Annotated in this window: 17 protein-coding genes; 3 read left to right on the top strand and 14 right to left on the bottom strand. The window is 67.2% G+C overall.

Annotation, left to right across the window (positions count from 1 at the left end; all coding sequences use genetic code 11):
* Positions 1-6: 6 nt before the first annotated feature.
* Genes OCS65_RS07630 through OCS65_RS07620 form a run of 3 tightly spaced genes read left to right on the top strand, consistent with a single transcriptional unit; the run spans position 7 to position 4,504 of the window.
* Complete coding sequence (locus OCS65_RS07630; RefSeq protein ID WP_263509315.1) at positions 7-1,476, top strand: exosortase/archaeosortase family protein; 1,470 nt, start codon at positions 7-9, stop codon at positions 1,474-1,476.
* Positions 1,461-2,894 (top strand): glycosyltransferase, encoded by a 1,434-nt coding sequence (locus tag OCS65_RS07625; protein WP_263509313.1) that lies wholly within the window; start codon positions 1,461-1,463, stop codon positions 2,892-2,894. Before OCS65_RS07630 ends, OCS65_RS07625 begins: the two co-directional genes overlap by 16 nt.
* Positions 2,891-4,504 (top strand): ArnT family glycosyltransferase, encoded by a 1,614-nt coding sequence (locus OCS65_RS07620; protein ID WP_263509311.1) that lies wholly within the window; start codon positions 2,891-2,893, stop codon positions 4,502-4,504. Before OCS65_RS07625 ends, OCS65_RS07620 begins: the two co-directional genes overlap by 4 nt.
* A gap of 608 nt (positions 4,505-5,112) precedes the next feature.
* On the opposite strand, the gene OCS65_RS07615 is transcribed toward OCS65_RS07620, so the two are convergent.
* The 14 genes from OCS65_RS07615 to OCS65_RS07550 all read right to left on the bottom strand — a co-directional run bounded on the left by OCS65_RS07615 (position 5,113) and on the right by OCS65_RS07550 (position 20,821).
* On the bottom strand, positions 5,113-6,498 hold the full coding sequence (locus OCS65_RS07615; RefSeq protein WP_263509309.1) for an NlpC/P60 family protein: 1,386 nt from the start codon (positions 6,496-6,498) through the stop codon (positions 5,113-5,115).
* A gap of 49 nt (positions 6,499-6,547) precedes the next feature.
* The gene (locus OCS65_RS07610) at positions 6,548-7,183 is read right to left on the bottom strand and encodes a hypothetical protein (RefSeq protein WP_006930733.1); all 636 of its coding nucleotides are present in this window, start codon (positions 7,181-7,183) and stop codon (positions 6,548-6,550) included.
* Between the two features lie 61 nt (positions 7,184-7,244).
* The gene (locus OCS65_RS07605) at positions 7,245-8,204 is read right to left on the bottom strand and encodes an MlaD family protein (RefSeq protein ID WP_263509307.1); all 960 of its coding nucleotides are present in this window, start codon (positions 8,202-8,204) and stop codon (positions 7,245-7,247) included.
* Entirely contained in the window at positions 8,201-9,196 is a 996-nt protein-coding gene (locus tag OCS65_RS07600; protein ID WP_006930735.1) for an MlaD family protein, read from the bottom strand. The genes OCS65_RS07605 and OCS65_RS07600 overlap by 4 nt, the downstream gene beginning before the upstream one ends.
* Positions 9,193-10,284, bottom strand: a complete 1,092-nt coding sequence (locus OCS65_RS07595) for an MlaD family protein (RefSeq protein ID WP_044475574.1) — start codon at positions 10,282-10,284, stop codon at positions 9,193-9,195. Before OCS65_RS07595 ends, OCS65_RS07600 begins: the two co-directional genes overlap by 4 nt.
* 2 nt (positions 10,285-10,286) lie before the next feature.
* Positions 10,287-11,306 (bottom strand): MlaD family protein, encoded by a 1,020-nt coding sequence (locus tag OCS65_RS07590; RefSeq protein WP_235193993.1) that lies wholly within the window; start codon positions 11,304-11,306, stop codon positions 10,287-10,289.
* Positions 11,291-12,301 carry an MlaD family protein gene (locus OCS65_RS07585; RefSeq protein ID WP_029545645.1) on the bottom strand — a complete coding sequence of 337 codons (1,011 nt, stop codon included), beginning with the start codon at positions 12,299-12,301 and terminating at the stop codon, positions 11,291-11,293. The genes OCS65_RS07590 and OCS65_RS07585 overlap by 16 nt, the downstream gene beginning before the upstream one ends.
* Entirely contained in the window at positions 12,298-13,383 is a 1,086-nt protein-coding gene (locus tag OCS65_RS07580) for an Mce family protein (protein ID WP_263509304.1), read from the bottom strand. The genes OCS65_RS07585 and OCS65_RS07580 overlap by 4 nt, the downstream gene beginning before the upstream one ends.
* Before the next feature lie 4 nt (positions 13,384-13,387).
* Positions 13,388-14,266 (bottom strand): MlaE family ABC transporter permease, encoded by an 879-nt coding sequence (locus OCS65_RS07575; protein ID WP_006930741.1) that lies wholly within the window; start codon positions 14,264-14,266, stop codon positions 13,388-13,390.
* The gene (locus tag OCS65_RS07570) at positions 14,266-15,162 is read right to left on the bottom strand and encodes an ABC transporter permease (protein ID WP_006930742.1); all 897 of its coding nucleotides are present in this window, start codon (positions 15,160-15,162) and stop codon (positions 14,266-14,268) included. The genes OCS65_RS07575 and OCS65_RS07570 overlap by 1 nt, the downstream gene beginning before the upstream one ends.
* A 151-nt stretch (positions 15,163-15,313) precedes the next feature.
* Positions 15,314-16,357 (bottom strand): ABC transporter ATP-binding protein, encoded by a 1,044-nt coding sequence (locus OCS65_RS07565; protein ID WP_263509301.1) that lies wholly within the window; start codon positions 16,355-16,357, stop codon positions 15,314-15,316.
* Positions 16,358-16,918: 561 nt separating this feature from the next.
* Positions 16,919-17,971 (bottom strand): alpha/beta fold hydrolase, encoded by a 1,053-nt coding sequence (locus OCS65_RS07560; protein WP_029545654.1) that lies wholly within the window; start codon positions 17,969-17,971, stop codon positions 16,919-16,921.
* A 78-nt stretch (positions 17,972-18,049) separates the two neighbouring features.
* Positions 18,050-19,753 carry a 4Fe-4S binding protein gene (locus OCS65_RS07555; protein WP_263509299.1) on the bottom strand — a complete coding sequence of 568 codons (1,704 nt, stop codon included), beginning with the start codon at positions 19,751-19,753 and terminating at the stop codon, positions 18,050-18,052.
* Between the two features lie 432 nt (positions 19,754-20,185).
* Complete coding sequence (locus OCS65_RS07550; RefSeq protein WP_006936621.1) at positions 20,186-20,821, bottom strand: TetR/AcrR family transcriptional regulator; 636 nt, start codon at positions 20,819-20,821, stop codon at positions 20,186-20,188.
* Between the last annotated feature and the right edge of the window lie 208 nt (positions 20,822-21,029).

Here is a 21,029-nt window from a genome sequence, read left to right as displayed (position 1 = left end):
GTCGCCATGAGCACCGTCACGACCGCCGAGCGCGCCGCACTGTTCGCGCACACCAGCGCACGGTGGACGGTGATCGTCGCCGCCACCGTGCTCGGGTACTGGTCGACGTGGGAGCAACTGCTCACGGAGATCTCCCGCGGCACGGGCGGCGGCTACGTCCTGCTCGTGCCGCCGTTCGCGGTGCTCGCCGCCGAGGGCGTCACCCGGCGCCGCCGCGGCGAGTTGCCGATCCACGACCGGCAGACCGACCGGATCGTCGGCGGCGCCGTCCTGCTGATCGCGCTCGCGGTCAAGTGGCTGCTGCTGCCGCGGTACGGGCCGAACTACCAGATGATGCACCTCGACGTGCTGTCGGCGTGGACGTTCGTGATCGGCGCGTGCGTGCTGCTGTTCGGCCTGCGCGTCGCCTCCCGGTACTGGCCGGTGTGGCTGCTGCTGCTGGGCACGTCGCCGTTGTTCTACCGGGCGGTGCTCGTGCAGCTCGGCGGCACCAAGTTCGCCGCCGGGTTCCTGATGGTGCTGCTGGGCGCGATCGCGATCGCCGTCGCGGTCGGCCGCACCCGGCGCCGCGCGCTGATCGGCTTCTCCGCGACGATGCTGCTCGGCCTGGCGCTGCTGTTCGCGGTGACCACCCGCTACCCGGACGCGCGGGTCGCCGTCGCGCAGATCGTGCCGTCGGGCACGGCGGCGCTCGTCGTCGGCGGCGCGTTCTACCTGTACCGGTATCGCGGCCTCGCGCCGCGCACGCTGCCCCCGAACCCGGTGTCGCCGCGGGAGGCGACGCGCTCGGCGCTGTTCCTCGTTGTCCCGGCCGCGCTGGTGCTCGCCGTGCTGCCGCTGCCGGATCAGCAGCTCACGCCGGTGTCGGTGGGCCCACCGCCGAGCGGCACCGTCACGCAGGTGGTCCCCACCGGCTGGTATCAGATCGACTCCATCGACTACGACTGGCCGCGAAGGTATTTCGGCTCCACCGCGCAGCTGCGCCGGCAGATGATCCGGGCCGTCGAGCCGCGCGCCGACTGGGATCGGCTGTCGCGGCCGCGCACCGTCGCCGTGCAGACCCTGCAGGTGCGGCGGGTGGGGGTGTTCGAGGTGTATCCGGTACAGACCTCCTACGATCTCGGGCGGGCGCGGGTGAGCCCGAAGATCCGGGTGGACCTCGGCCACGGCGTGCAGGCCGACTTCTTCACCGTCGTCGACGACGAGTTGCTGCTCACCTGGAGCCTGATGAACTTCATCTGGACGCGCGGCGACGCCCTCGCGCAGCGGGTGAGCCTGCTGACCGTCGACAACCACGAACTCGATGCGCCGTTCCCGCAGCCGACGCCGAACATGGCGTCGAACGGCCGGAATCTGCTGTCGGTGTTCCTGCGCGGGCGGGCGTCGGTGGAGGATTCCGATCCCGAGTACAAGGACCTGGACATGCTCACCGAGCTGGGCCGTGATCTGGTGGAGGCGCAGTGGCGCGGAATCTAGTCGACGAGGAGTTCAAGGCCGCCGCGCTGCACGACGCGGTGTACGGGCTGCGGGAGAAGCGGCCGCTGTCGTCGGCGTCGGTGGCGTTCGTGCCGTGGCAGAAGTGGCTGACCCTCGGCCTGGTCGCCGCGGCGATCGTGGCGCTGGTGTTCGCGACGACGCCGACGCTGACCGTGCTGATGGCGGTGTGCACGGCCGGGTACATCGCGACGCTCGCGGACCGGCTGCTGCTGTTCTCCCGCGGCCTGGCGCGCGACGCGATCCTCACCGTCGACGACGACGTGGCGCGGGCCGTGCCCGGGCACGCGCTGCCGACGTACACGGTGCTGGTCCCGGCCTACAACGAGCCGGAGGTGGTGGGTGATCTGATCGCGGCGATGGCCGCGCTGGACTATCCGGCCGAGAAGCTGCAGGTGCTGTTGCTGCTCGAGGAGGACGACGCCGTCACCATCGCCGCGGCCGAACAGGCGGGTCTGGGCGAGAGCGTGCAGATCCTGCTGGTGCCGGCGGCGGACCCGCGGACCAAGCCGAAGGCCTGCAACTACGGGCTGCACTTCGCCACCGGCGACATCGTCACCATCTTCGACGCCGAGGACCTGCCGGAGCCGCTGCAGTTGCGGCGCGTGGCGGTCGCGTTCGACCGGCTCGGCGACGACGTCGCGTGCGTGCAGGCGAAGCTGGCCTTCCACAACGGCACCCAGAACATGCTCACCGGCTGGTTCACCGCCGACTACGCGCTGTGGTTCAACTTCGTGCTGCCCGGCCTGATGCGCTCGAATTCGCCCATCCCGCTGGGCGGTACGTCGAACCACATCCGGCGCGCCGTGTTCGACGAGATCGGCGCGTGGGATCCGTACAACGTCACCGAGGACGCCGACCTCGGGGTGCGCATCGCCGAGTCGGGCTACCGTACGGCCGTATTGGACTCGACGACGATGGAGGAGGCGAACAGCGATCCGATCAACTGGATCCGGCAGCGTTCCCGCTGGTACAAGGGATATCTGCAGACATGGCTCGTGCACGTGCGACGACCCGTACAACTGTGGCGGGGCATCGGCACGGTCGGGATGCTCCGGTTCACGACCCTGCTCGCCGGGACGCCGATCATCGCGTGCCTGAACATGGTGTTCTGGTTGATCACCATCGCGTGGCTGCTCGGGCAGCCGTTCCTGATCGAGGAGATCTTCCCCTGGTACGTGTACTTCCCCGCGTTGATCTCGCTGGTGTTCGGTAACTCCGCCGTGCTGTACATGAACCTGGTCGCGTGCCGGGAGACCGGCAACTCGGCGCTGTGGCTCGCGTGCCTGACGGTGCCGGTGTACTGGCTGATGATGTCGGTCGCAGCGATCAAGGGCACCTATCAGCTGATCCGCAATCCCTCATACTGGGAGAAGACCTTCCACGGGCTGTCGTCATGAGGGGCGACTCGGCCCGGGCGTTCTGGCTGTCCTGCCTGCTCTATGCGGCGGTGGGGCTGTACCTTTCGCTGGATGTGGCCTATTTCCAAGGTGATTCGCTCAGCCGCGTCGCGGCCGCGCGCAGCGCCCTGCACAGCCGCGACCCGCACCTGGCGGCCATCGGGTTCGTGTTCACGCCCCTGACCGCGTTGATGCAGTTGCCGCTCGTGGCGCTGTCGGACTGGTGGCCGGCGCTGACCCGGTGGGGCCTCACGGCCGTGGTGATGTCGGCGCCGTTCATGGCCGGGGCCGTCACCCAGGTCCACCTGTTCGCCCGCGACCGCGGTGCGTCGCCGTGGCTGGTGTGGACGGTGACGGCGCTGTTCGCGCTCAATCCGATGATCGTGTACTACGGCGCCAACGGCATGAGCGAGGCGCCGTTCCTGATGCTGCTGTGCTGGGCGACGCGCCGGCTGGTGCGGTGGATCAGCACCGACGACGTGCACGACCTCGCCGTCGCCGGGATCGCCGTCGGGCTGGCGTATCTGGCGCGGTACGACGCGCTCGCCGTCGGCGCGGCCGTCACCGTGCTCGCCGTCGCGGTGACGTGGTGGCGCACCCGCGTGTGGCGGGCGGCGCTGCTCGACGCGATCCTCGTCGCCGCCCCGGTGGGGTTGGCGTTCCTCGTGTGGGCGGCGACGAGCTGGCTCATCACCGGCGAAGCGCTGCAGCAGTTCTCGTCGTCGTACGGCAACGCGGCGATCCTCGAGCAGAGCGGCGGCGGCTCCACCGGGGGCCTGGGGGCGCTGGCGTTCTCCCTCGCCGAGATCCTGGTGCTCGGGCCGGCGCTGCCGCTGCTCGCGCCCGTCGTCGCGGTGCTGGCGTGGCGCCGCCGGGACCTCGAGCCCGCCGTGCCGTTCGTCGTGCTGGGGGCGGTGCTCGCGTTCGCGGCCCTGTCGTACTTCCGCGGCATGACGTTCCCGTTCCTGCGGTTCTACCTCGTCGCGGTGCCGCTGGCGGCGATGTGGGTGGTGCAGCTCGCGCCCCGTGGCGGGCAGCTGCGGGCGCGCCGGCTCGGCGCGCACGCGACGGTGCGGCCGCAGGACCGCGGCACCCTCGCGCCGGTCGGGGCGCTCGCGCTCGCGGTGTCGGTGCCGGTCACGTTCGTCGCGATGGGCAACGCGACGCTGTCGCAGGAGCAGCACGCGCTGCGCACCGTGCTGTTCCCCGATCCGGACGACACGTCGCAGCTGCGGGACCAGGAGAACCGCATCATCGCGTCGTTCGGCACGGAACGTCGCATCGCGGACCATCTCGACGCGCTCGACCTGCCCCCGGGCTCGGTGGTGATGGACACCGTGTACGGGTTCGCGGTCCTCACCGCCACCGACCGGCCCGAGCAGTTCGTCATCCCGTCCGACGCCGACTTCACCCGCATCCTCAACGATCCGGCCGCGAACGGCGTGCGGTATCTGCTCACCGTGCCGAACGAGGGTCGCGGCGTCTCGGATGCGGTGAACCGCCGCTACCCCACCGTCTTCGAGACCGGCGCCGACATCGCGACCCTCGATCTGGAGATCCCCAACGACGGCGACAACCAGCCGACCTGGCGTCTGTACCGGATCGGTTGACGCACCCGCAGGCCGCGTGCCACCATCGCTGCACCAGCCCCGAAAACGGGGCGACCCCGGCCGGTGCGCCAACACCGAACCGGGGTCTGGGCACACGACAGAGAAGAGCTGTCATGCACCGTGAGGTGGATTGTATCCACACGCCGATTCCAGGCGTACATCTCCGGGAGTGGCCGGCGCCGCGCGCCGCGCACCCCGTCTACCGGCCCGGCGCAGCGTCCCGCGCCGCCGACGTGACCCGGACGAGTCCGCCGACGTCCTGACCCGTTCACCAGCCCTCGCACACGACTGTCACCAGCCGTGCCCGGGGGCCACGGGTGTTTTCCCTGCGTGCGTGCGAGGGCCGTTCCGGTGACCGAGGCGCACGCGGTCACGTCGTTTTCCGTGCGGGTCCGACGCTAACCAACCGCATCCGGCATTCCACCGTCCCGGTGAACGGCACCGGGCACCCGATCGAGCACGGGTCGACACGTCCGACCGGGTCCAGCTCAGCCGCTTGCCTTTTCGGCACGCGGCCAGACGTGCTGGCCGAGACGCGGTATCGGGGTATGGTCCGTGGGTTTGCTTGGGGAAGGGGCCGACAAGTCAGCGACCCGTAGGGTCTCCGTTCAGAGCAGGCGCCGGGCCTTCATGCCGGGGAAGACCGCGCCGACGCGCACCACGTCCCCGAACGTCGGGGCGTGCACCATCTGACCGCCGCCGATGTAGATGCCCACATGCCCCGGCCCGTCGGACTGCCAGTTGCCGAACACCAGATCCCCCGGCCGGGCCAGCTGGATCGGGATCTCGGTGCCGACCCGCCACTGCGTCTGCGAGGTGCGCGGCAACCTCACCCCGGTCGCCGCGTACACCGCGTACGACGTCAGGCCCGAGCAGTCGAACCCGCCCCCCGACGGACCGTTGACGTTGCCGCCACCCCACACGTACGGCAACCCCAGATACCGGAACGCCAGGTCCACCACCCGGTTGCCGGTCTCGGTCATCCCCGGCAACCCCAGCCCGAAGAACGGCGAGAGCAGCCGCGCGAACACCATCTCCGTCGCCCGGATCTTCGCCACGTACGGCTTGGTCTGGTTCTCGTAGTCCGGCGACCCCGACGGCATCCCCCCGGACCGGCGCACCGCCCCCAACCCGGCGTTGTACGCCGCCAACGTCAGGTCCAGGGTGTCCCCGCGCACCACCCCCTGCGCCTTCCACTGCTCGATCTGCCGGTAGTTGTCGCACAACAGATTCCCCGACGCCATCACCGGATCGGCGATGCCCAGCACATCGGCCCGCCCGTCCCCGTCGGCGTCCTTGCCGTAGGCATCCCAGGTTCCGGGCATGAACTGCCCCGGCCCCTTCGCCCCCACCGGCGAGACCGGGGCGCTGGGCCCGTACCGGAAGCCGTTCTCCGCCGAGTACAGCGCCGCCAGCACCGGCGCGCCGACCCCGTCGCACAACTGGCCGGCCTTGCGCAGCCACGGCGCGAACACCGCGATCGCGCCGATCGGCGCCAGGTTCGTCCCGGGCAGGATCGCCGGGATCGACGGCAACGTCACCGCGCCGCCACCCCACGCCGGACCCGGCGCCCACGCGCCGCTGCCCGTCGCCCCGGTGGCCGGCGCCCCGAACACCGACGGCCGTCCCGCCGGCGCGGCCGGCGCCGGCACCGACGGCACCTGTTCGAGCACGGCCTGCACCGGGTTCTCCACCGGCGCCGGCGGCGGTTCGAGCACCGCGGCCGCCTCCGCCGGCAGGTGCGGCATCAGCGCGTCCTTCGCCGCCGACGTCGCGTCCGCCACGGCCTGCTCCGCCGCCGGACGCATCGGCTCGGGCAACCCCGCCACCAGATCGGCGACCTGCCGGTCCAGAGTGCCGGCAGCCTCCTGCACCGCCTCGACTGCCACCCGGGCCTGGTCCTCGAGCGGCTGCGGCAGATCCATCCCCGAGACCACCACGCCGACCGCGGTTCCTATCGCCATCACCATGCTCGCCGGCTCACTCGACGACATCTCCGACCTCCTTCCACCGACCGCCGCCACCGACAATGCACGGCGCCCCTCACCTGGGTGTATTGCCGTCGCCCAGAGCCGATCCGACACCGCTGATTTCGGCGATCTTCCACTCGTCGCGGCTGTCCATGCTCAGCTTGTACGTCGCCGTCGATTGGATGCCCTCGGGGGCCTGGGCGTTCTTGGTCACCACACTCACGAAGCAATCGACCGTGTAGATGCCGTCCGGACCGGCTTCGGCTTTGGCCGTAATCGGCTGCGCCGTCGACGTCCACTGAAGCGGAACGATGATCTGCTCCATCGAGGTCGCCGCGCGAGTGAGCCGCTCCGAGAGTTCGGGGCTGGTTCCGGTGGTCAGCCGGGTTCGCCAGGTCTGCAGGTCGCGGAAGTCCATTTCGGCAGCACCTGTCGCGTATTCGAGCGCGGCCTGTTCGGCACGCTCGAGTGCGGCCGCCTCGGTGCGAACTCGGTCGAGTTCGCTTGCCTTGTCGCTCACCTGCCAGCCGAGGAGGGCCACGGCGGCGCACAGTGCCACCACGAGTCCACCGATGAGTATCTTCCCGGGTTGTAGCCGCACCGTGAACCCGGACCGCTGCGAATCCGCCTGCTCCCGCGGAGGGACACCGTCCTCGGCCGTACTGCGGTCGTTCTTATCGGTGGACTGATCGGAGGTGATCATCTGCATGGTGCGCCTCATTCCTGTTCGTATCGATCTGATGGGGTGACGTGCCGGGACCGTCGGACGGTCAGTTGCCCGGCGCCTGCACGTGCACGGTCACTGCGTCCCCCGACGATGTGGAGGTCAGGGCATTGTCGAGCAGACGGCCGACGTCGATCGTGCGGACCGCCCTCGCGCCCTGAGAAACCGAAGGCAGAAGATCGACGCCGATGACCTCGAGGTCCGCGGCCGTCGCATCGAGGAACTTCTGCAGTTCACCGATGAACGGACTGGCACCGTGCGCGATACCGGCATTCAGCGGCCCACGATCGGCAGCGAACTTGATGCCGGCGAGCAGATCGCGGAACCCGCTTCCGAACTCGGCGAGGTGCGGCTCGGCGTTGTGCATCCCCAGGGGAATCGTCGTGCTGTCCAGCAGCAACGGTTGAACGGTCCGCAGCAGCGTGGTGAAACTGTCCGCGTTCTGGGCGAACGTGGCTGCCATCAGTTCCCCCGCCCGCGAAAGATTACCCAGCACACGCGGATCGTCGGGCAGAGCGACATCCAGCGCATCGAAGATCTGGCGCACGCCCTCCGGATCGACCTGCGTGAGCAGGCGGGTGAGGCGCTCGGACAACTCCTCGAACGTCGTCGGCACCACAACCTGGGTGGACGGCACGAACGCGCCGTCGTCCAGATACGGTCCGGCCGCCGACGCCGGCCACACGGCGAGATACGGTTCGCCGAGCGCCGACAGATTGTCCACGCGGAAGGCACTGTCGGCGGGGACGGGATGGTTCCGGTCGTACTTCCACGACACGTCGATCGCGTCCGCTGATGCGGTGATGTCGGTGATCTCGCCGATCTCCACCCCGCGCAACAGCACCCGCGAGCCCTCCACCAGGCCGTTCGTGTCGGGGACCTGCACCCGTGCCGTGTAGACGTCCTCCATGAACCCTGTCCGCAGGCCCAACTGAGTCATGTACAGGAACGAGAGCACCGCTATCAGACCCATACCCACGATCGACCGCGCTGTACGCCGGCTCACTTCACAGCTCCCAACATGCGCAGGATGTTCTCGGCATCGGCAAGCAACTGATCACCGTCCGCCGTTTCCACCGAGACGATGTCCACCGAGGGATTCTGGGCAAACGGAATCAGTGTTGTCCGAAGGAAATTCGACACTTCCACGGTGGCCGAGGGCCCGCCCCGGGAGACGTCGGTGGTGTCGGCGAGCGATTCGAACATCGGGATCAGCCACAGTCCACCCTCGTACAGGCTTCCGACGGAAGGAAGGATCTGACCGATGTGCGACACGACATCCACCGCGAGCCGCCGCCAGTAATGCACGGTCGACGAGTCGAAGATCGTGGCGAGCGAGTCCGCATTGGCGTCCACGGTGACCGCAGTGGCATCCATTTCCACGAGCAGCCGGTCGATCTCGGCCGTCCGATCGCCGAGGTCGCGCAGGTCCACCGACACGATCGACGCAAGTCGTTCCACTTCCGGGACGGGCGGCATCACCGCGTTCACCCGGGCCATGACGTCCTCGACCCTTCGGATGCTGCCGCCGTTGACAAATGTCGCGAGCACGGCCATGGTGTCCTCGAGCTGCGGCGGCGACGTGGTCCGGCTCAACGGGACGGTGCTTCCCTCCTCGAGGTATCCCCCGACGACGGCGTCGGGGTCGCGGACGAGGGCGACATAGGTGTCACCCAACAGGGTGTTCTGCCGGACGATGGCCCTCGCGCCCGCAGGCACCCGCGTGTCCTGCCGGATCCCCGCGACGACGGCGACGCTGTCGTCCGCCACGTCGAGCTCGCGGACCTCACCGACTCGTACGCCGTCCATGATCACATCGGCTCCGGCCGGCAGATTCATGACGCTTTCGAACTCGAGCGAGATCTCGTACCCGTCCCCGACGCCACCGCGGACCGACGGCAGGTCCTCCGGCCGCAGCGAGCATGCCGAGGCGACGAGCGTCAGCAGCAGCGCTGTCGTCACCCGCGCCGTCCGTCCGAGGTCGATCCGTGTCTTCACTGTGCAGCCCCGTTCAGGAGGACGAGATCCATCAGACCCGTCGGCGAAACGCGAGCTCCTGATTCGGTCGGTGTGCAGCTACCCGGCCGGACGGTGTCGAGGAGTGCGCACAGCCGGTCGGCGTCCTCGTCGCTCAGTGTGATGGTGGGGGGCGTGTACTGCATCGTCAGCCCGCCGGCGTTCCGCGTCTGCTGATCCGCGACCGCCGCGAGCGACGGCACCGTCGCAACGAGGCTTTGGATCTCGCCCGTCCGCCCCGCGGCGAGTGCGATCGCGTCGGCGACCTGACCGTGCACGAACGGCCAGATGTCCCCGCCGTACTTGCGTTGGATGTCGTCCAAAGTGGCGACAAGCCAGCCGATTCCCACGCACACGTCGATGGTTCCGGGCCACAGGTCTATTCCCGCCACCGCCACGTCCGGCATCTGCTCCACGACGGACTTGATCGCTGCCCAGTCGGCGAGAGCCTGCTCGCTCAACGGCGCCATGTTCGCGATGGCAGTACCGATGTCGGCGACGAACTTGTCGGGGCTTTCCATGGCATCGGCGGCATGCAGCATCATCGACCGGGCGTTGTCGCCCTGTCCACGCAGAGCCTGGTCCAGGCCCGCGACGGCCATCTCGACGGTGTCCGCGCTCCCTTCGGGAGAAAGGGCCTCGATGAAGTCCGCCGCCGACCCCACGACCTCGGAGATGGCCTTGGGAGTCCGGCTGTTCTGCAGCGGAATGCAGGATCCCGGTTCGAGCGTGGGGCCGGACGTGTCGTTGCCCACGAGCTCGAGGCTGCGGTCGGCGAGAATCGACTTGGATCGGGTCACCGCTTTGACATCGGCGGGAAGCGGGCGATCCCCGTCCGTCGAGAACGTCACCTCGACGTGACCGCCCTTCTCCACGATCGACTCGACCCGTCCCACCGGGAACCCCATCCGGGTGACCGGATTACCCACATACAGCCCGACCGCGTCCGGCATTTCGGCGCAGTACGACGGGGCGGGTTCGGCTCCGGCCGTGCGCGCGGCGGTGAAGCCGGCGCCGACGACGGCGGTCACTGCCAGGCCGATCGTTGCTACCTTCTTGACCTTGTTCATCGTCAGCACTGCCGTCCCGGAACCGGAATACAGATGTCCGATGCCATGAGCGTTCCTCCGCTGATCGTGGCCAGCCCCTCGGGCGTGAGCCAGTTCGCCAATTGCTCCCGGGCCGCAGTCAGGGCGTCGATCGAGGGCCCCATGGACGCGTTGAATTCCTCGATCATGGCGCGCACCTGAGTGATGGCCGCCGCGACCTCGTCCCGGTGGTCGAGGTAGTACTCCTCGTACGGTGCCACAGTCATCAGCACGTGCCCGAGCAGCCGGTACGCCTCGTTGAAGCCGGCATGGTTGGTGTTGTACGTCGAGAGCACCATGTCCATCTCACGGATCAGATGGAAGACGAGCTCGCGATTCGCGTTGAAGGTCTGCAGGTACTCCGAGGCGAGTCCCGTGACCGTCCGGACCTGCTCACGCTGCCGGTCCATGACACGTGCGATCGCCGTCATCCCCGAGATGATCGATCCCACCGAGTCCGGGTTCTGCTGTAGCGCCTCGGCGACCTGGACCAGATTCGCATCGATCGTGCCGCCGTCGACGTTGTCGGTGGTGTTGGGGGCCGCCTGGAGTACGTCACCGATCGAGTACGGGACGGTCACCTGTCCCACAGGAAGGGCCCCCTCGTCGAGCGGTCTCACGCCGAGCGGGACAAGCGTGATCGCGTAGCCCCCGACCGGGGTCAGCATCCGGACCTCGACCCGCGACTCGGTGCCCACCAACACGTCGTCCTCGACTTCCATCGAGACCCGGACGGTCGACTGTCCGAGCTCCATGTCCGTCACCTTGCCGACCGACACCCCGGCGATCCGCACGTCCTGGCCGACCGAGATGGCGGACGCGTCGGTGGTCTCGAAGGCCACCACCTTCCTGCCCGGGGGACTTATGTAGAGCACGGTCGTCGCGACGAGCGCGAGGACGGCCACGGCTACCACGCCGGCGCCGATGCGCATGTCGTTGCCGAGCCACGTCGCCAGACGGGCAGTACCGAACCGTGTCCATGCGGACTTCACCGTGCGCTGCATACCACTACCCCGCTACCGTTGAGGAGAACGTCGACTTCGGTCGGCAGCTGGGCGACACCCTTGCTGCATCCTTCCCGTCCGGGGGAATCCCCGACCGGGATCTGCAGTCCCGCCACCGAACTCGGTAGCAGCCGGAGAGCTTCCGCTGTCTCCTCGAGCGACGAGAACGCTTCGGCCACCATCTGCTCGACGTTCGCCCCCGGCTGCAGGTTGTAGGCGTCGAGCAGCCGTTTGATCGGTGTCAGGAACTCAGGGCCGTACGTGGCGGTCTTCGGAAACTCGTCGAGGACTGTCATCGCCTTCGCGATCGGGAAGCTCATCGAGCGGAGGAACTCCACGACCTCATCCGACCGGCCACCCATGGAGTCGGAAATCCGCGCGAGATTGGTCGTCAACGTCGCGATGACCTGTTCCCGGTCGGCCGCGAGATCGGCGAGCTTCTGCGCGTCGTCGAGCATCGGCTTCAGTCCCCCGCCGTCTCCTTGCAGCAGGGCGATGGCGTTCTCGGTGAAGGTGTTGATGTCCTCGGCACTCATGGTGTCAAGCACCGGCTGCAGACCGTTGAACAGCTCGGTGATGTCGAACGACGGTCGGGTCCTGTCGAGAGGCAGAGTTTCGACGGGGACCCCGGAATCTTCCCCGAAGTCGGCATCCACATACCGCACGCCGGTGAGGTTCTGGTACTTGACCGCCAGAGTCGTGTCCGCGGTGAGAACGTATGGCTCCTGCAGCGAGAAACGGACCTCGGCGATGGTGCTGCCCTGGCGAGTCACCAGGTCGATGGCCTCGACCTTGCCGATCCGGACCCCACGCGTGCGAATGTCACCGTTGACCCCGAGACCTGACACATCGGAGAACTCCGCGGTGTAGGTGCGGGTGTCACCGGCCACGGGACTGCGCATGGCGCTGATCACCAGCACGAACAGCAGAGCCGAGACAGCTGCTGCTATCGCGAGTTTGAGGACGGTCGCGAGGAAGACGGCACGCGCGTTCATCGCTCTCCCCCGTTCGGTTCGGCCGGCGCGGCGGCGATCCCGAGCGGGGCCGCAAGCGCCGGAAATCCGTCGAGCACGACGCGCAACCGGAGGCGTTGCCCGTCTGGGGTGTCGACGAACGCGGAGTCGAATCGACCAACGATCTCCCGCGCCTGCTCCGGCGTCAGGCCGCCGTTGACGAGGTGCGGGAAGACATCCGACACTTCCACGACGATCTGCGTCAGCGGTGTCAGTTCCTCCCCGTGCGAGGCGAGCAGGGCACCGGCTTGGCCGAACAGCTGATTGGCGGCCAGCGTCAGGCCGGCGTTCGACTCGTCGAAGACGGCATCGTCCACACCAATCGAGCCGTCCGGCAGGCGGTTGTAGACGCTGTCGTAGATGTACATCAGTGCCTCGATCGCCTGATCGCTGAATCCTGGTGTTGCCGCGAGGATGTCGTTGAATCTCGTCATCAGCTCGCTCGGTGGCGCCTGCTGCGCCTGTGCGACACGGTCGGCGACCAGCACACCCGTCTCGATCCACGGTGCCAGTCCGTCGAGGTAGTGCACCGACTTGTCGAGCGACGTGACCATCCGGTCGGTCAGGGTTCCGTCGATGGTGAGCGAGCCCTGCTCGATCATCGTCGACATCGTGAAGTCGCCTCCTGGCGTCCGCTGCACTTCGGTGTCGGGCTCGAGGGGGTCGCCGCCGGGCATGACGACGATGTTCACTGCGGATGTTCCGAAGTAGTTCTCGGGACGGAAGTCCACCTCGAACGAGTCCGTCAGCCCGGCGACCTGGTGCTGATCGAGGACGAGCCGCATCTGCACCGAGCCCGCCTCGGTTCGGTCGAGCCGTTCGACCAGACCGACGCTCTGTCCCCGCAGGACCACCTTGGTTCCTTCCGTCACCCCCGGACCGACATAGGGGACCTCGACCCCGACGGCGAGCCCGTGCGGCGCGGTCATGCGTGGATACAGAGACGCGGTGGCGGTGACCACCACACCCGCCAGGCCGATCACTGCGACGCCGGCGACCGCCAATACTCGGGACTGATTCGCTGCGGATCCCCGCAGGAAGTCCTGGTTCCTGGAAGTGCTCATCCCATCATCCCTTGAAGACCAGTTCGGGGCTCAGACCCCAGATGGCGACCGTCATCAGAAAGTTCAGGACGACGATCGCGACGAGGCTCGCGCGGATCGCACGTCCGGATGCGGCTCCGACCCCAGCCGGACCCCCGGATGCGAAATACCCGTAATAGCAATGGATCATCGTGACGACACCACAGAAGATCAACGCCTTCACCACGGATGCGGCCAGGTCGGGCACATTCAGGAATTGGGCGAAGTAGTGGTCGTAGGTGCCCTCCGGCTGTGCGTGGAACGTCTTGACCACCAGACCACCGGTGACGAAGCTGACGACGAGAGCCATGAGGTAGCCCGGAAGCACGACGAGCATGCTTCCGATGAGCCGCGGTCCGACCACGAAGGGGATGGCTTGGAGTCCGATCGACTCGGTGGCATCGATTTCCTCCGAGATCCGCATCGAACCGATCTCGGCCGTCATGCGGCATCCGGCCTGGGCGGCGAAACCGATTCCCGTGATGATGGGGGCGATCACACGGACGTTGCCGAACGAGCCGATGATGCCGGTCAACGCGCCGAACCCCAGAAGGTCGAAGGCCATGAACGCCTGGATCGCGACGACGGCGCCCACTGCGATGCCGAGGAAGAACATCAGGCTGATCACGCCGCCGTCCACCACCAACGACCCGTTGCCCCAGGCCATGTTGTTCATCGTGGTGAGAGTTTGCTTGCGGTAGTGACGGGCAGTCTTGGGCAGCAGGTAGACGGTCTTGCCGACGAAGAGCGCGATCTGTCCGACTTCCTCGACGCTCGCCCGGATCCGGCGCGTCGCCGTGCCGGTGATGCGTACGGGGAACGTCGGCGCGGTCGCGCCGCGATGTGCTGGAGTATTCGTCGCCATCATGCCAACCGTGCCGGGAAGAACATCATCTGCAGCTGGCTCACGACAAGATTCGCCGCAAAGATGCAGAAGACGCTGAGCACGACCGACGCGTTGACGGCATTGGCAACGCCGGTCGGCCCGCCCTTTGCCTCGAGTCCCCGCAGTCCGGCGATCAACACCACCATCGCGGCGAAGATCACCGACTTCAGCACCGAGAACGCGAGATCCGTGGGCGTGGCGAACGCGCCGAACGACTGCCAGAAGCTGCCTGGGACGACGTCGTTCACGTTCGCGGAGATCAACAGACCCGCCGAGACTCCCGCTGCGATGATGATGATGCACAGCATGGGAGCGATCGCGATCATCGCAAGGAATCGCGGGACTACGAGTCGCTGCACCGGGTCGATACCCATGACCCGGATCGCTTCGATCTCTTCGCGGATCGCTCGCGCGCCGAGGTCCGACGCGATAGCGGATGCGGCCGCACCGCTCATGAGCAACCCGGCGGCCATCGGCGCTCCCTGACCGACGACCCCGAGGCCGCTCGCCGCGCCGGCCAGTGAGTTCGCACCCACCTGGTTCATGATGCCGCCGACCTGAACGGACACCTCGGCTCCGATCGGGACGGCCATCAGCAGGGCGGGCAGCGCCGTCACCTTGAGTAGCTTCCACATCTGCTCGACCACCTCGCGTACCGACAGTCTCAGTGCAATGGTGTCCTCGATGCAGTAGCGCACGACGTTGCCACCGAGCCTCGCAGACCGGCCGATGGTTGCGAGGCTCTGGGTCGGTTTGTTCGTGACGTAGCCGCCGATCTTCCGGAGTACGACGTTCCGCCGCCAGGGGATCGGCTCCTGATCCCGACGCTCCGGCGGCGTCTCTGTCTCTACCGGCAGCGCCGGACCCGTCCTCATCGCTCCCCCATCAGGGGTTCGACGGCAGTCGTCCTACAGTCCCGCCTTCTCACAGGTCGGTACCTTTCTCGTTCGTGGCCACCCGGGGTGGCGCAATAGTTGCCGGCGTGAACTCGCCGCGGCCGGTCTCGACCGTGCGACTGGCGCCGCGTCACAGCGCTACTCGTGGGAGCACCGTCGTCGGGGCCTCTGATCCGATGAAATCGGACATGGTGTTCTCGTGTTCCAAGGATTCGAGGATGGCCTGCTGGGCGGCCTCGGGCAGGGTGTGCAGGATGTGCCGCACCCGCTCCTGCCGGCGGGCGACGGCCTGCCGCTCGGGCATCCCCGGGGTGGCCTTCATCTGCGGCACGATGCCCTCGACGTCCTCCACCCCACCGGCGTGGTGCCCGGCGTCGACGAGGGCCTGCTCCTGCGCCATCGTCGCCTCGTCCTTCTCCTCCGACATCCCGATCGGCCCGATCATCGTGCCGCCCAGGAACTGCTTGACCACCGGCTCGTCACTGGTGAGCAGCACCTCGCGCGGACCGAACATCACCAGCTCCCGACGGAACAGCATCCCGATGTTGTCCGGCACCGTCCGCGCCAGGTTGATGTTGTGCGAGACGATCAGGATCGTCGCGTCGATCTCGGCGTTGATGTCGATCAGCGTCTGGCTGATGTAGGTGGTGCGCACCGGATCCAGCCCCGAGTCCGGCTCGTCGACCAGGATGATCTGCGGATCGAGCACCAGCGCCCGCGCCAGCCCGGCCCGCTTGCGCATGCCGCCGGAGATCTCGCCGGGCAGCTTGTCCTCGGCGCCGAGCAGACCGACGAGCTCGAGCTTCTCCATCACGATCTTGCGGATCTCGGACTCGGACTTCTTGGTGTGCTCGCGCAGCGGGAACGCCACGTTGTCGTAGAGGTTCATCGACCCGAACAGCGCACCGTCCTGGAACAGCACCCCGAACAGCTTGCGGATCTCGTAGAGCTCCTTCGAGGAGCACTGCAGGATGTCGGTGCCGTCGATGACGATCGAGCCCCGCTCCGGCCGCAGCAGACCGATCAGCGACTTGAGGAACACCGACTTGCCCGTACCCGACGGGCCCAGCAGCGCCGACACCTCACCCGCCGGCAGCGTCAACGTCACGTCCTGCCAGATCCGCTGAGACCCGAAGGACTTCGTCAACCCCTCGACAGCTACTTCGACTCCCACGATTTTCCTCCCGTTCGCCGGCACGGCCTCCGAACGCATTGGTCACGATTGCAGGCTGCCGATTGTCTCGTCCCAATTGGACTCCCCCGGAGTGCTTATCGATCGAAACGCTCTTCGAACACTCCGGCGGGATGTGTGATCCAGACCTCGATTGCATGTAACTATGAGTCAGACTACGAAAATTGTCAATTGTTGGTCGCCGACGGCAGGCCATCCCGAACTAGTCCAATAAGGCTCTGCCGGAGCTGAATTGACCGGCACACCGCGAGCGGCACCTTCGTGCAGGATGACATCGGCTTGGCCACAACGGTATAGACGGAAAGCAACAGCAATAATGCACTCGCACAGCTCGATCGAATGTCATTTGTCCTTGTCGGAACGTTCAGCAAGCCGTCGCCGACCGCGATGAACCACAGCGCCGGACAGAGCGCGATCAATTATCCTGCAAACAAGGCATTATCGGCCGGCGTGGACATCCCCACAGAGGCCAGACGGGCATGTGCGCCTACGTAGCCCGTTCGCGGAGATGCCGGCAATCGAAGGAAATCTCGTCGCGGTTGTTCACCCGGCGCGCCTCCTGCCGGCGTCGTGGGCGAACCCGCGCTGGATGAGCCGGTCCAGCGCACCGACGACGACCTCGGGGAACTCGAGCTGGACCAGGTGCCCGGCCCCGCGGACCCGCTTGAGCTCGACGTCCGGCAACGCCGCCGCGAGCTCCTCGGAGCCGGAGAACGGGATGATCATGTCGGCGTCCCCGCACAGCACCAGCACGGGCACCTGTCCGAGCACCGGCAACGCCGCCGACTCGTCGTGCAGTTCGAGGGTGCGCAGGAAGTTCACGATGGTCAGCACCGAGGTTTCCGCCAGCATCCGGTCGGAGAACTCCACCAGCTTCGGGCTGACCACCGTCCCGTAGGACGCGGCGCGCAGGATCGGCGCGATGATCGCCTTGGCGGCCCCACGGGCGTACTGCACGAACCCCGGCGCGGTGCGGGCCAGATGCCGGAACGCGTCGATCACCGGGTTCTCGAGGTTACGGCCGATGCCGGTCTTGGTCAGCCCGGCGGCGGTGGTGGCGAGCAGGCCCACCCCGACGATGCGTTCGTCGAACAACTCCGGGCGCTGGGCGGCCAGGGCGATGGTCGTCATCCCGCCCATCGAGTGCCCGACCACGACCACCGGGCCGGTGGGGACGACGGTGTCGATGACGGTGCCCAGATCGCGGCCGAGCTGAGCGATGGTGCAGGACTTCGACGTCGACACGGCGGATTCCCCGTGGCCGCGCTGGTCGTAGAAGACCATCCGCACGTCCTTGCCCCACCGCTCCTGCAGGTGGCGCATCTGCAGATGCCAGGACTGCATGCGCAGGCAGTACCCGTGCACGAACACGATCGTCAGCGGCGCCAGGGCCGAACCCACCTCCCGGACGGCGAGGTCGACGCCGTCCTCGGTACGCACGGTGCGCTTGGGCAGCGCGAGCATCGCGTCGAAGTCTTCCTCGCCGTAGATCTCGTGCGCGGGCAGGCCCGCGGTGCGCACCGCGTACAGCCCCGCGTTCGAGCCGAGCGTGGCCAGGCTCGCACCCAACAGCCCCAAACTGCCCAACAGCGTCATCGCTGCTCGCCTCCTCCGCCACCGACGTAGGTGCGAACTGCACGGGCCGGTGGATTGTGTCCCTGGTGGTCTCGTTCGTCAGGTGACAGCGACCCGCTCGGGTTCGCAGGTGCCGGCACGAACCTTGGACCCTTGCGCTACGTCCACCATGTCGTCTCTGCTCACGATCTTGACCCTGGGCCGTCCCGCACTTCTTCCCAGGTTCCGCTCGTGGTTGTCGATGTTCTTCCACCCCTTCAGGTCGAGCCGCTGAGGTTGCCGGAGGGCGACGAGATCGTCGAACTCGGCCGTTCCCGCTCCGGGAGTCGCCAGGCGGCCACCGACGAAGTCGGCAACGATGCGGCGCGCTGTCTCGATCGAACACGACTTGTTCGTTCCGATCACCCCGGTCGGTCCGCGTTTCAGCCATCCCGCCACGTACGCCCCGCGCACGGCCTGCCCTGTTCTCGGATCGATGACAGCTCCCGCATCGTTGGGCAGCACCCCGCGCACATCGTCGAAGGGCAGATTGCCGACCGTGGCGCCACGGAACCCGATGGAGCGCAGAATGAGTCCCGACTCGATGGTCTCGTAGAAGCCTGTGGGTTCGACCGTCGATCCGGCACCGTCGAGTGCGGCGACGTTCCGCTCGACACGGATGCCGGTCGCTCGCTCGGTACCCAGTATTTCCACTGGGGTACGGAGGAATTGGAGATGAATCCGGCGGTTGCCGGTGCCGGATTCAGTCGTGCCGTAACCATCGAGGACCGCATGCCTCATACGCGTGAGAGAGTCCTCTGCGTCCTTGCGATGCACGATCTCGGAGGTTGTGACGTCCACGCCGGCAAGGTTGCCGAGACCGATCAGCTCGGGGGTGCTGAAGGCGGCGCTGTCCGCGGCACGCCGCCCGAGCACGATCACCTCTCGTATTCGGCTTGCGGCAAGTGCTTCCAGGGCGTAGTCCGCGATGTCGGTCTTCATCAGGCGACTGACGTCACTGACCAGTATGCGCGCGGCGTCGAGTGCTACGTTTCCGTTCCCGATCACGACTGCCCGGCTGCTGGAGAAGTCGAATTCGGCGCCGGCGAAGTCGGGGTGGCCGTTGTACCAGGCCACGAATTCGCGAGCGGAGTGGACTCCCGGCAGGGCCTCTCCGAGAATTCCGAGGGCGCGATCGCCCGCAGCTCCGCTCGCGTATACGACCGCATGATGATGGGCGAGCAGTTCCTCGTGCGAAATGTGCCTTCCGATTTCGACATTGAGGTACGCAATGCAGTTCTTTCGCCCTAGCGTCCGCGCGAAGGTCCCGACTACGTTCTTGGTTCGACCGTGGTCCGGTGCCACCCCGTAGCGGACGAGGCCCCCGATTACCGGCAGCTTCTCCACCACGGTGACCAGCACGTCGAGGCCTTTGGTGGCCGTCAGCTCGTCGGCGAGGTAACAGGCGGACGGTCCGCTTCCGACAATTGCGACGCGGAGCGTCTCGGACGCGGACCGGATCGTCGGCCGCTCCGCCCCGGGAAGTCCGATTTGCCTCGGTTGTATCGGATTGTCTTGGTAGTAGGCGGCGTTCAGGTCCGGAAACGCCTGCATCTCGGGCGTCATGTCCCCTTCCGGAACGATGGCGTCGACGGGGCATTCGTCCACGCACGCGCCGCAGTCGATGCACGTTGCCGGGTCGATGAAGAGCATCTCGGTGCGAGCGTAGGCCCGCTCGTCCGGCGTGGGATGGATGCAATCGACTGGGCACACCGAGACGCAACTGGCGTCGTTGCAGCATGGCTGCGTGATTACATGAGCCATTGGCGACCTGGCTTTCTGTCGGGCCGACTCGACCGCGACGGCAATGCCGTGAACAACAGGTGACAGATATCATATTTTGTCATTTGACCGAACGTCAACCCACTTGGGCCGGGACCTTTTCATCCGGAGCCGAGGGCCGGCTCGGTCGTGCCGCAGCACTCCGCGCCCGCGGTGCACGCGAAAGCCGGGTGACGCCTCTTCCCCGCCGGGGCTCTCACGCCACCCTTCCAGCCGAGACGTGGCTCGCTCTTACACATGACAATTTTCGTATTTCGTTATATCGCGTGGGTGCGAGCCACGCAAGAGGGACTTTCGCCTCTTGCGGGGTCGCTTAGAATTCGGGCCTGCTCACCGAGCGGCACTCCGGGGCGGACACGCGAAAGGCCCCGAAGCGCAGCGCGCCTCGGGACCCCTGCCGACAGTATTCGTGGTTCAGTTCAGACGAGCGTCGGCCGCAGACGTATCGGTGACGATTCCCGGCAGCATGAACTTGGTCAGCAGTCGTCGATGGTCGGCATCGTCTCCCTGGTCGAAGTCCATTCGTCCGACCAGTATCAGCTCTACCAGAGTTATCCACTCGGCGATCTCGTCGTCGGAAACCCCTTCGCGGACCTCCCCGCGCTCGCGCGCTTCGTCCATCAGCGGCGCCCACATCTCGTGCGTGAGCCGCTTGGCCAGGCCGGAGCTGCCGAGTAGCGCCGTCGCCATGTCCATGTGTTCGGGGCTGACGATCAACCGAATGATCGGGTCCTTCCGCCCCCGGTCCACCAGAAAGATGAGACCGTCGACCACCTGCTCGGCGAAGGTCTTCCGCTTTCGCAAATACGCACGTGCCTGGTCGAACAAACGGCGCGAGCGGACTTCGATGACTGCTGCGATCAAGGTGTCGCGATCGCGAAAATAGCGGTAGATCGTTGGCCGGGAGACGCCGGCCTCCTTCGCGACATCGTCCATGGTGGTCTTGACCACCCCGTACCGCTGGAAGGCCGTTTCCGTGGCCTCGAGGATCTGAGCACGCGCCTCCTCGGCGTCCTCACTGAGGACACTCCCGTTCCGTCGTCGCGCCATGCCGCCTCCCGCAAACTCGGCGAATCACCGATAAATTCGTGTTCATGATACAAGGGCCGGATTTCGTCCGCTGTCCCCACCTCATGCCTCTGCCGACCGTGGCGCAGGCGTGCGGACGAGCCGGTTCCCCGTGGCGGCGGCGCACGACGGATCAGTGAGCGGTTCACACCCGAGGCCGGTGGACATCTGCCTCGAATTGCAGACCGGA

Origin of the sequence: Rhodococcus aetherivorans, assembly GCF_025722975.1 — a bacterium.
Classification (GTDB): Bacteria; Actinomycetota; Actinomycetes; order Mycobacteriales; family Mycobacteriaceae; genus Rhodococcus; species Rhodococcus aetherivorans.
Note: the sequence above shows the minus strand (reverse complement) of the source record. Positions and strands in the feature narration are given on the sequence as shown.

Excerpts from the sequence above, each read along its gene's own strand:
- OCS65_RS07610 (WP_006930733.1), bottom strand. The coding sequence starts at position 7,183 with ATGCAGATGATCACCTCCGATCAGTCCACCGATAAGAACGACCGCAGT.
- OCS65_RS07575 (WP_006930741.1), bottom strand. The coding sequence starts at position 14,266 with ATGGCGACGAATACTCCAGCACATCGCGGCGCGACCGCGCCGACGTTC.
- OCS65_RS07560 (WP_029545654.1), bottom strand. The coding sequence starts at position 17,971 with ATGACGCTGTTGGGCAGTTTGGGGCTGTTGGGTGCGAGCCTGGCCACG.
- OCS65_RS07590 (WP_235193993.1), bottom strand. The coding sequence starts at position 11,306 with ATGCAGCGCACGGTGAAGTCCGCATGGACACGGTTCGGTACTGCCCGT.
- OCS65_RS07570 (WP_006930742.1), bottom strand. The coding sequence starts at position 15,162 with ATGAGGACGGGTCCGGCGCTGCCGGTAGAGACAGAGACGCCGCCGGAG.
- OCS65_RS07555 (WP_263509299.1), bottom strand. The coding sequence starts at position 19,753 with ATGGCTCATGTAATCACGCAGCCATGCTGCAACGACGCCAGTTGCGTC.
- OCS65_RS07585 (WP_029545645.1), bottom strand. The coding sequence starts at position 12,301 with ATGAACGCGCGTGCCGTCTTCCTCGCGACCGTCCTCAAACTCGCGATA.
- OCS65_RS07580 (WP_263509304.1), bottom strand. The coding sequence starts at position 13,383 with ATGAGCACTTCCAGGAACCAGGACTTCCTGCGGGGATCCGCAGCGAAT.
- OCS65_RS07615 (WP_263509309.1), bottom strand. The coding sequence starts at position 6,498 with ATGTCGTCGAGTGAGCCGGCGAGCATGGTGATGGCGATAGGAACCGCG.
- OCS65_RS07550 (WP_006936621.1), bottom strand. The coding sequence starts at position 20,821 with ATGGCGCGACGACGGAACGGGAGTGTCCTCAGTGAGGACGCCGAGGAG.
- OCS65_RS07630 (WP_263509315.1), top strand. The coding sequence starts at position 7 with ATGAGCACCGTCACGACCGCCGAGCGCGCCGCACTGTTCGCGCACACC.
- OCS65_RS07620 (WP_263509311.1), top strand. The coding sequence starts at position 2,891 with ATGAGGGGCGACTCGGCCCGGGCGTTCTGGCTGTCCTGCCTGCTCTAT.
- OCS65_RS07595 (WP_044475574.1), bottom strand. The coding sequence starts at position 10,284 with ATGAACAAGGTCAAGAAGGTAGCAACGATCGGCCTGGCAGTGACCGCC.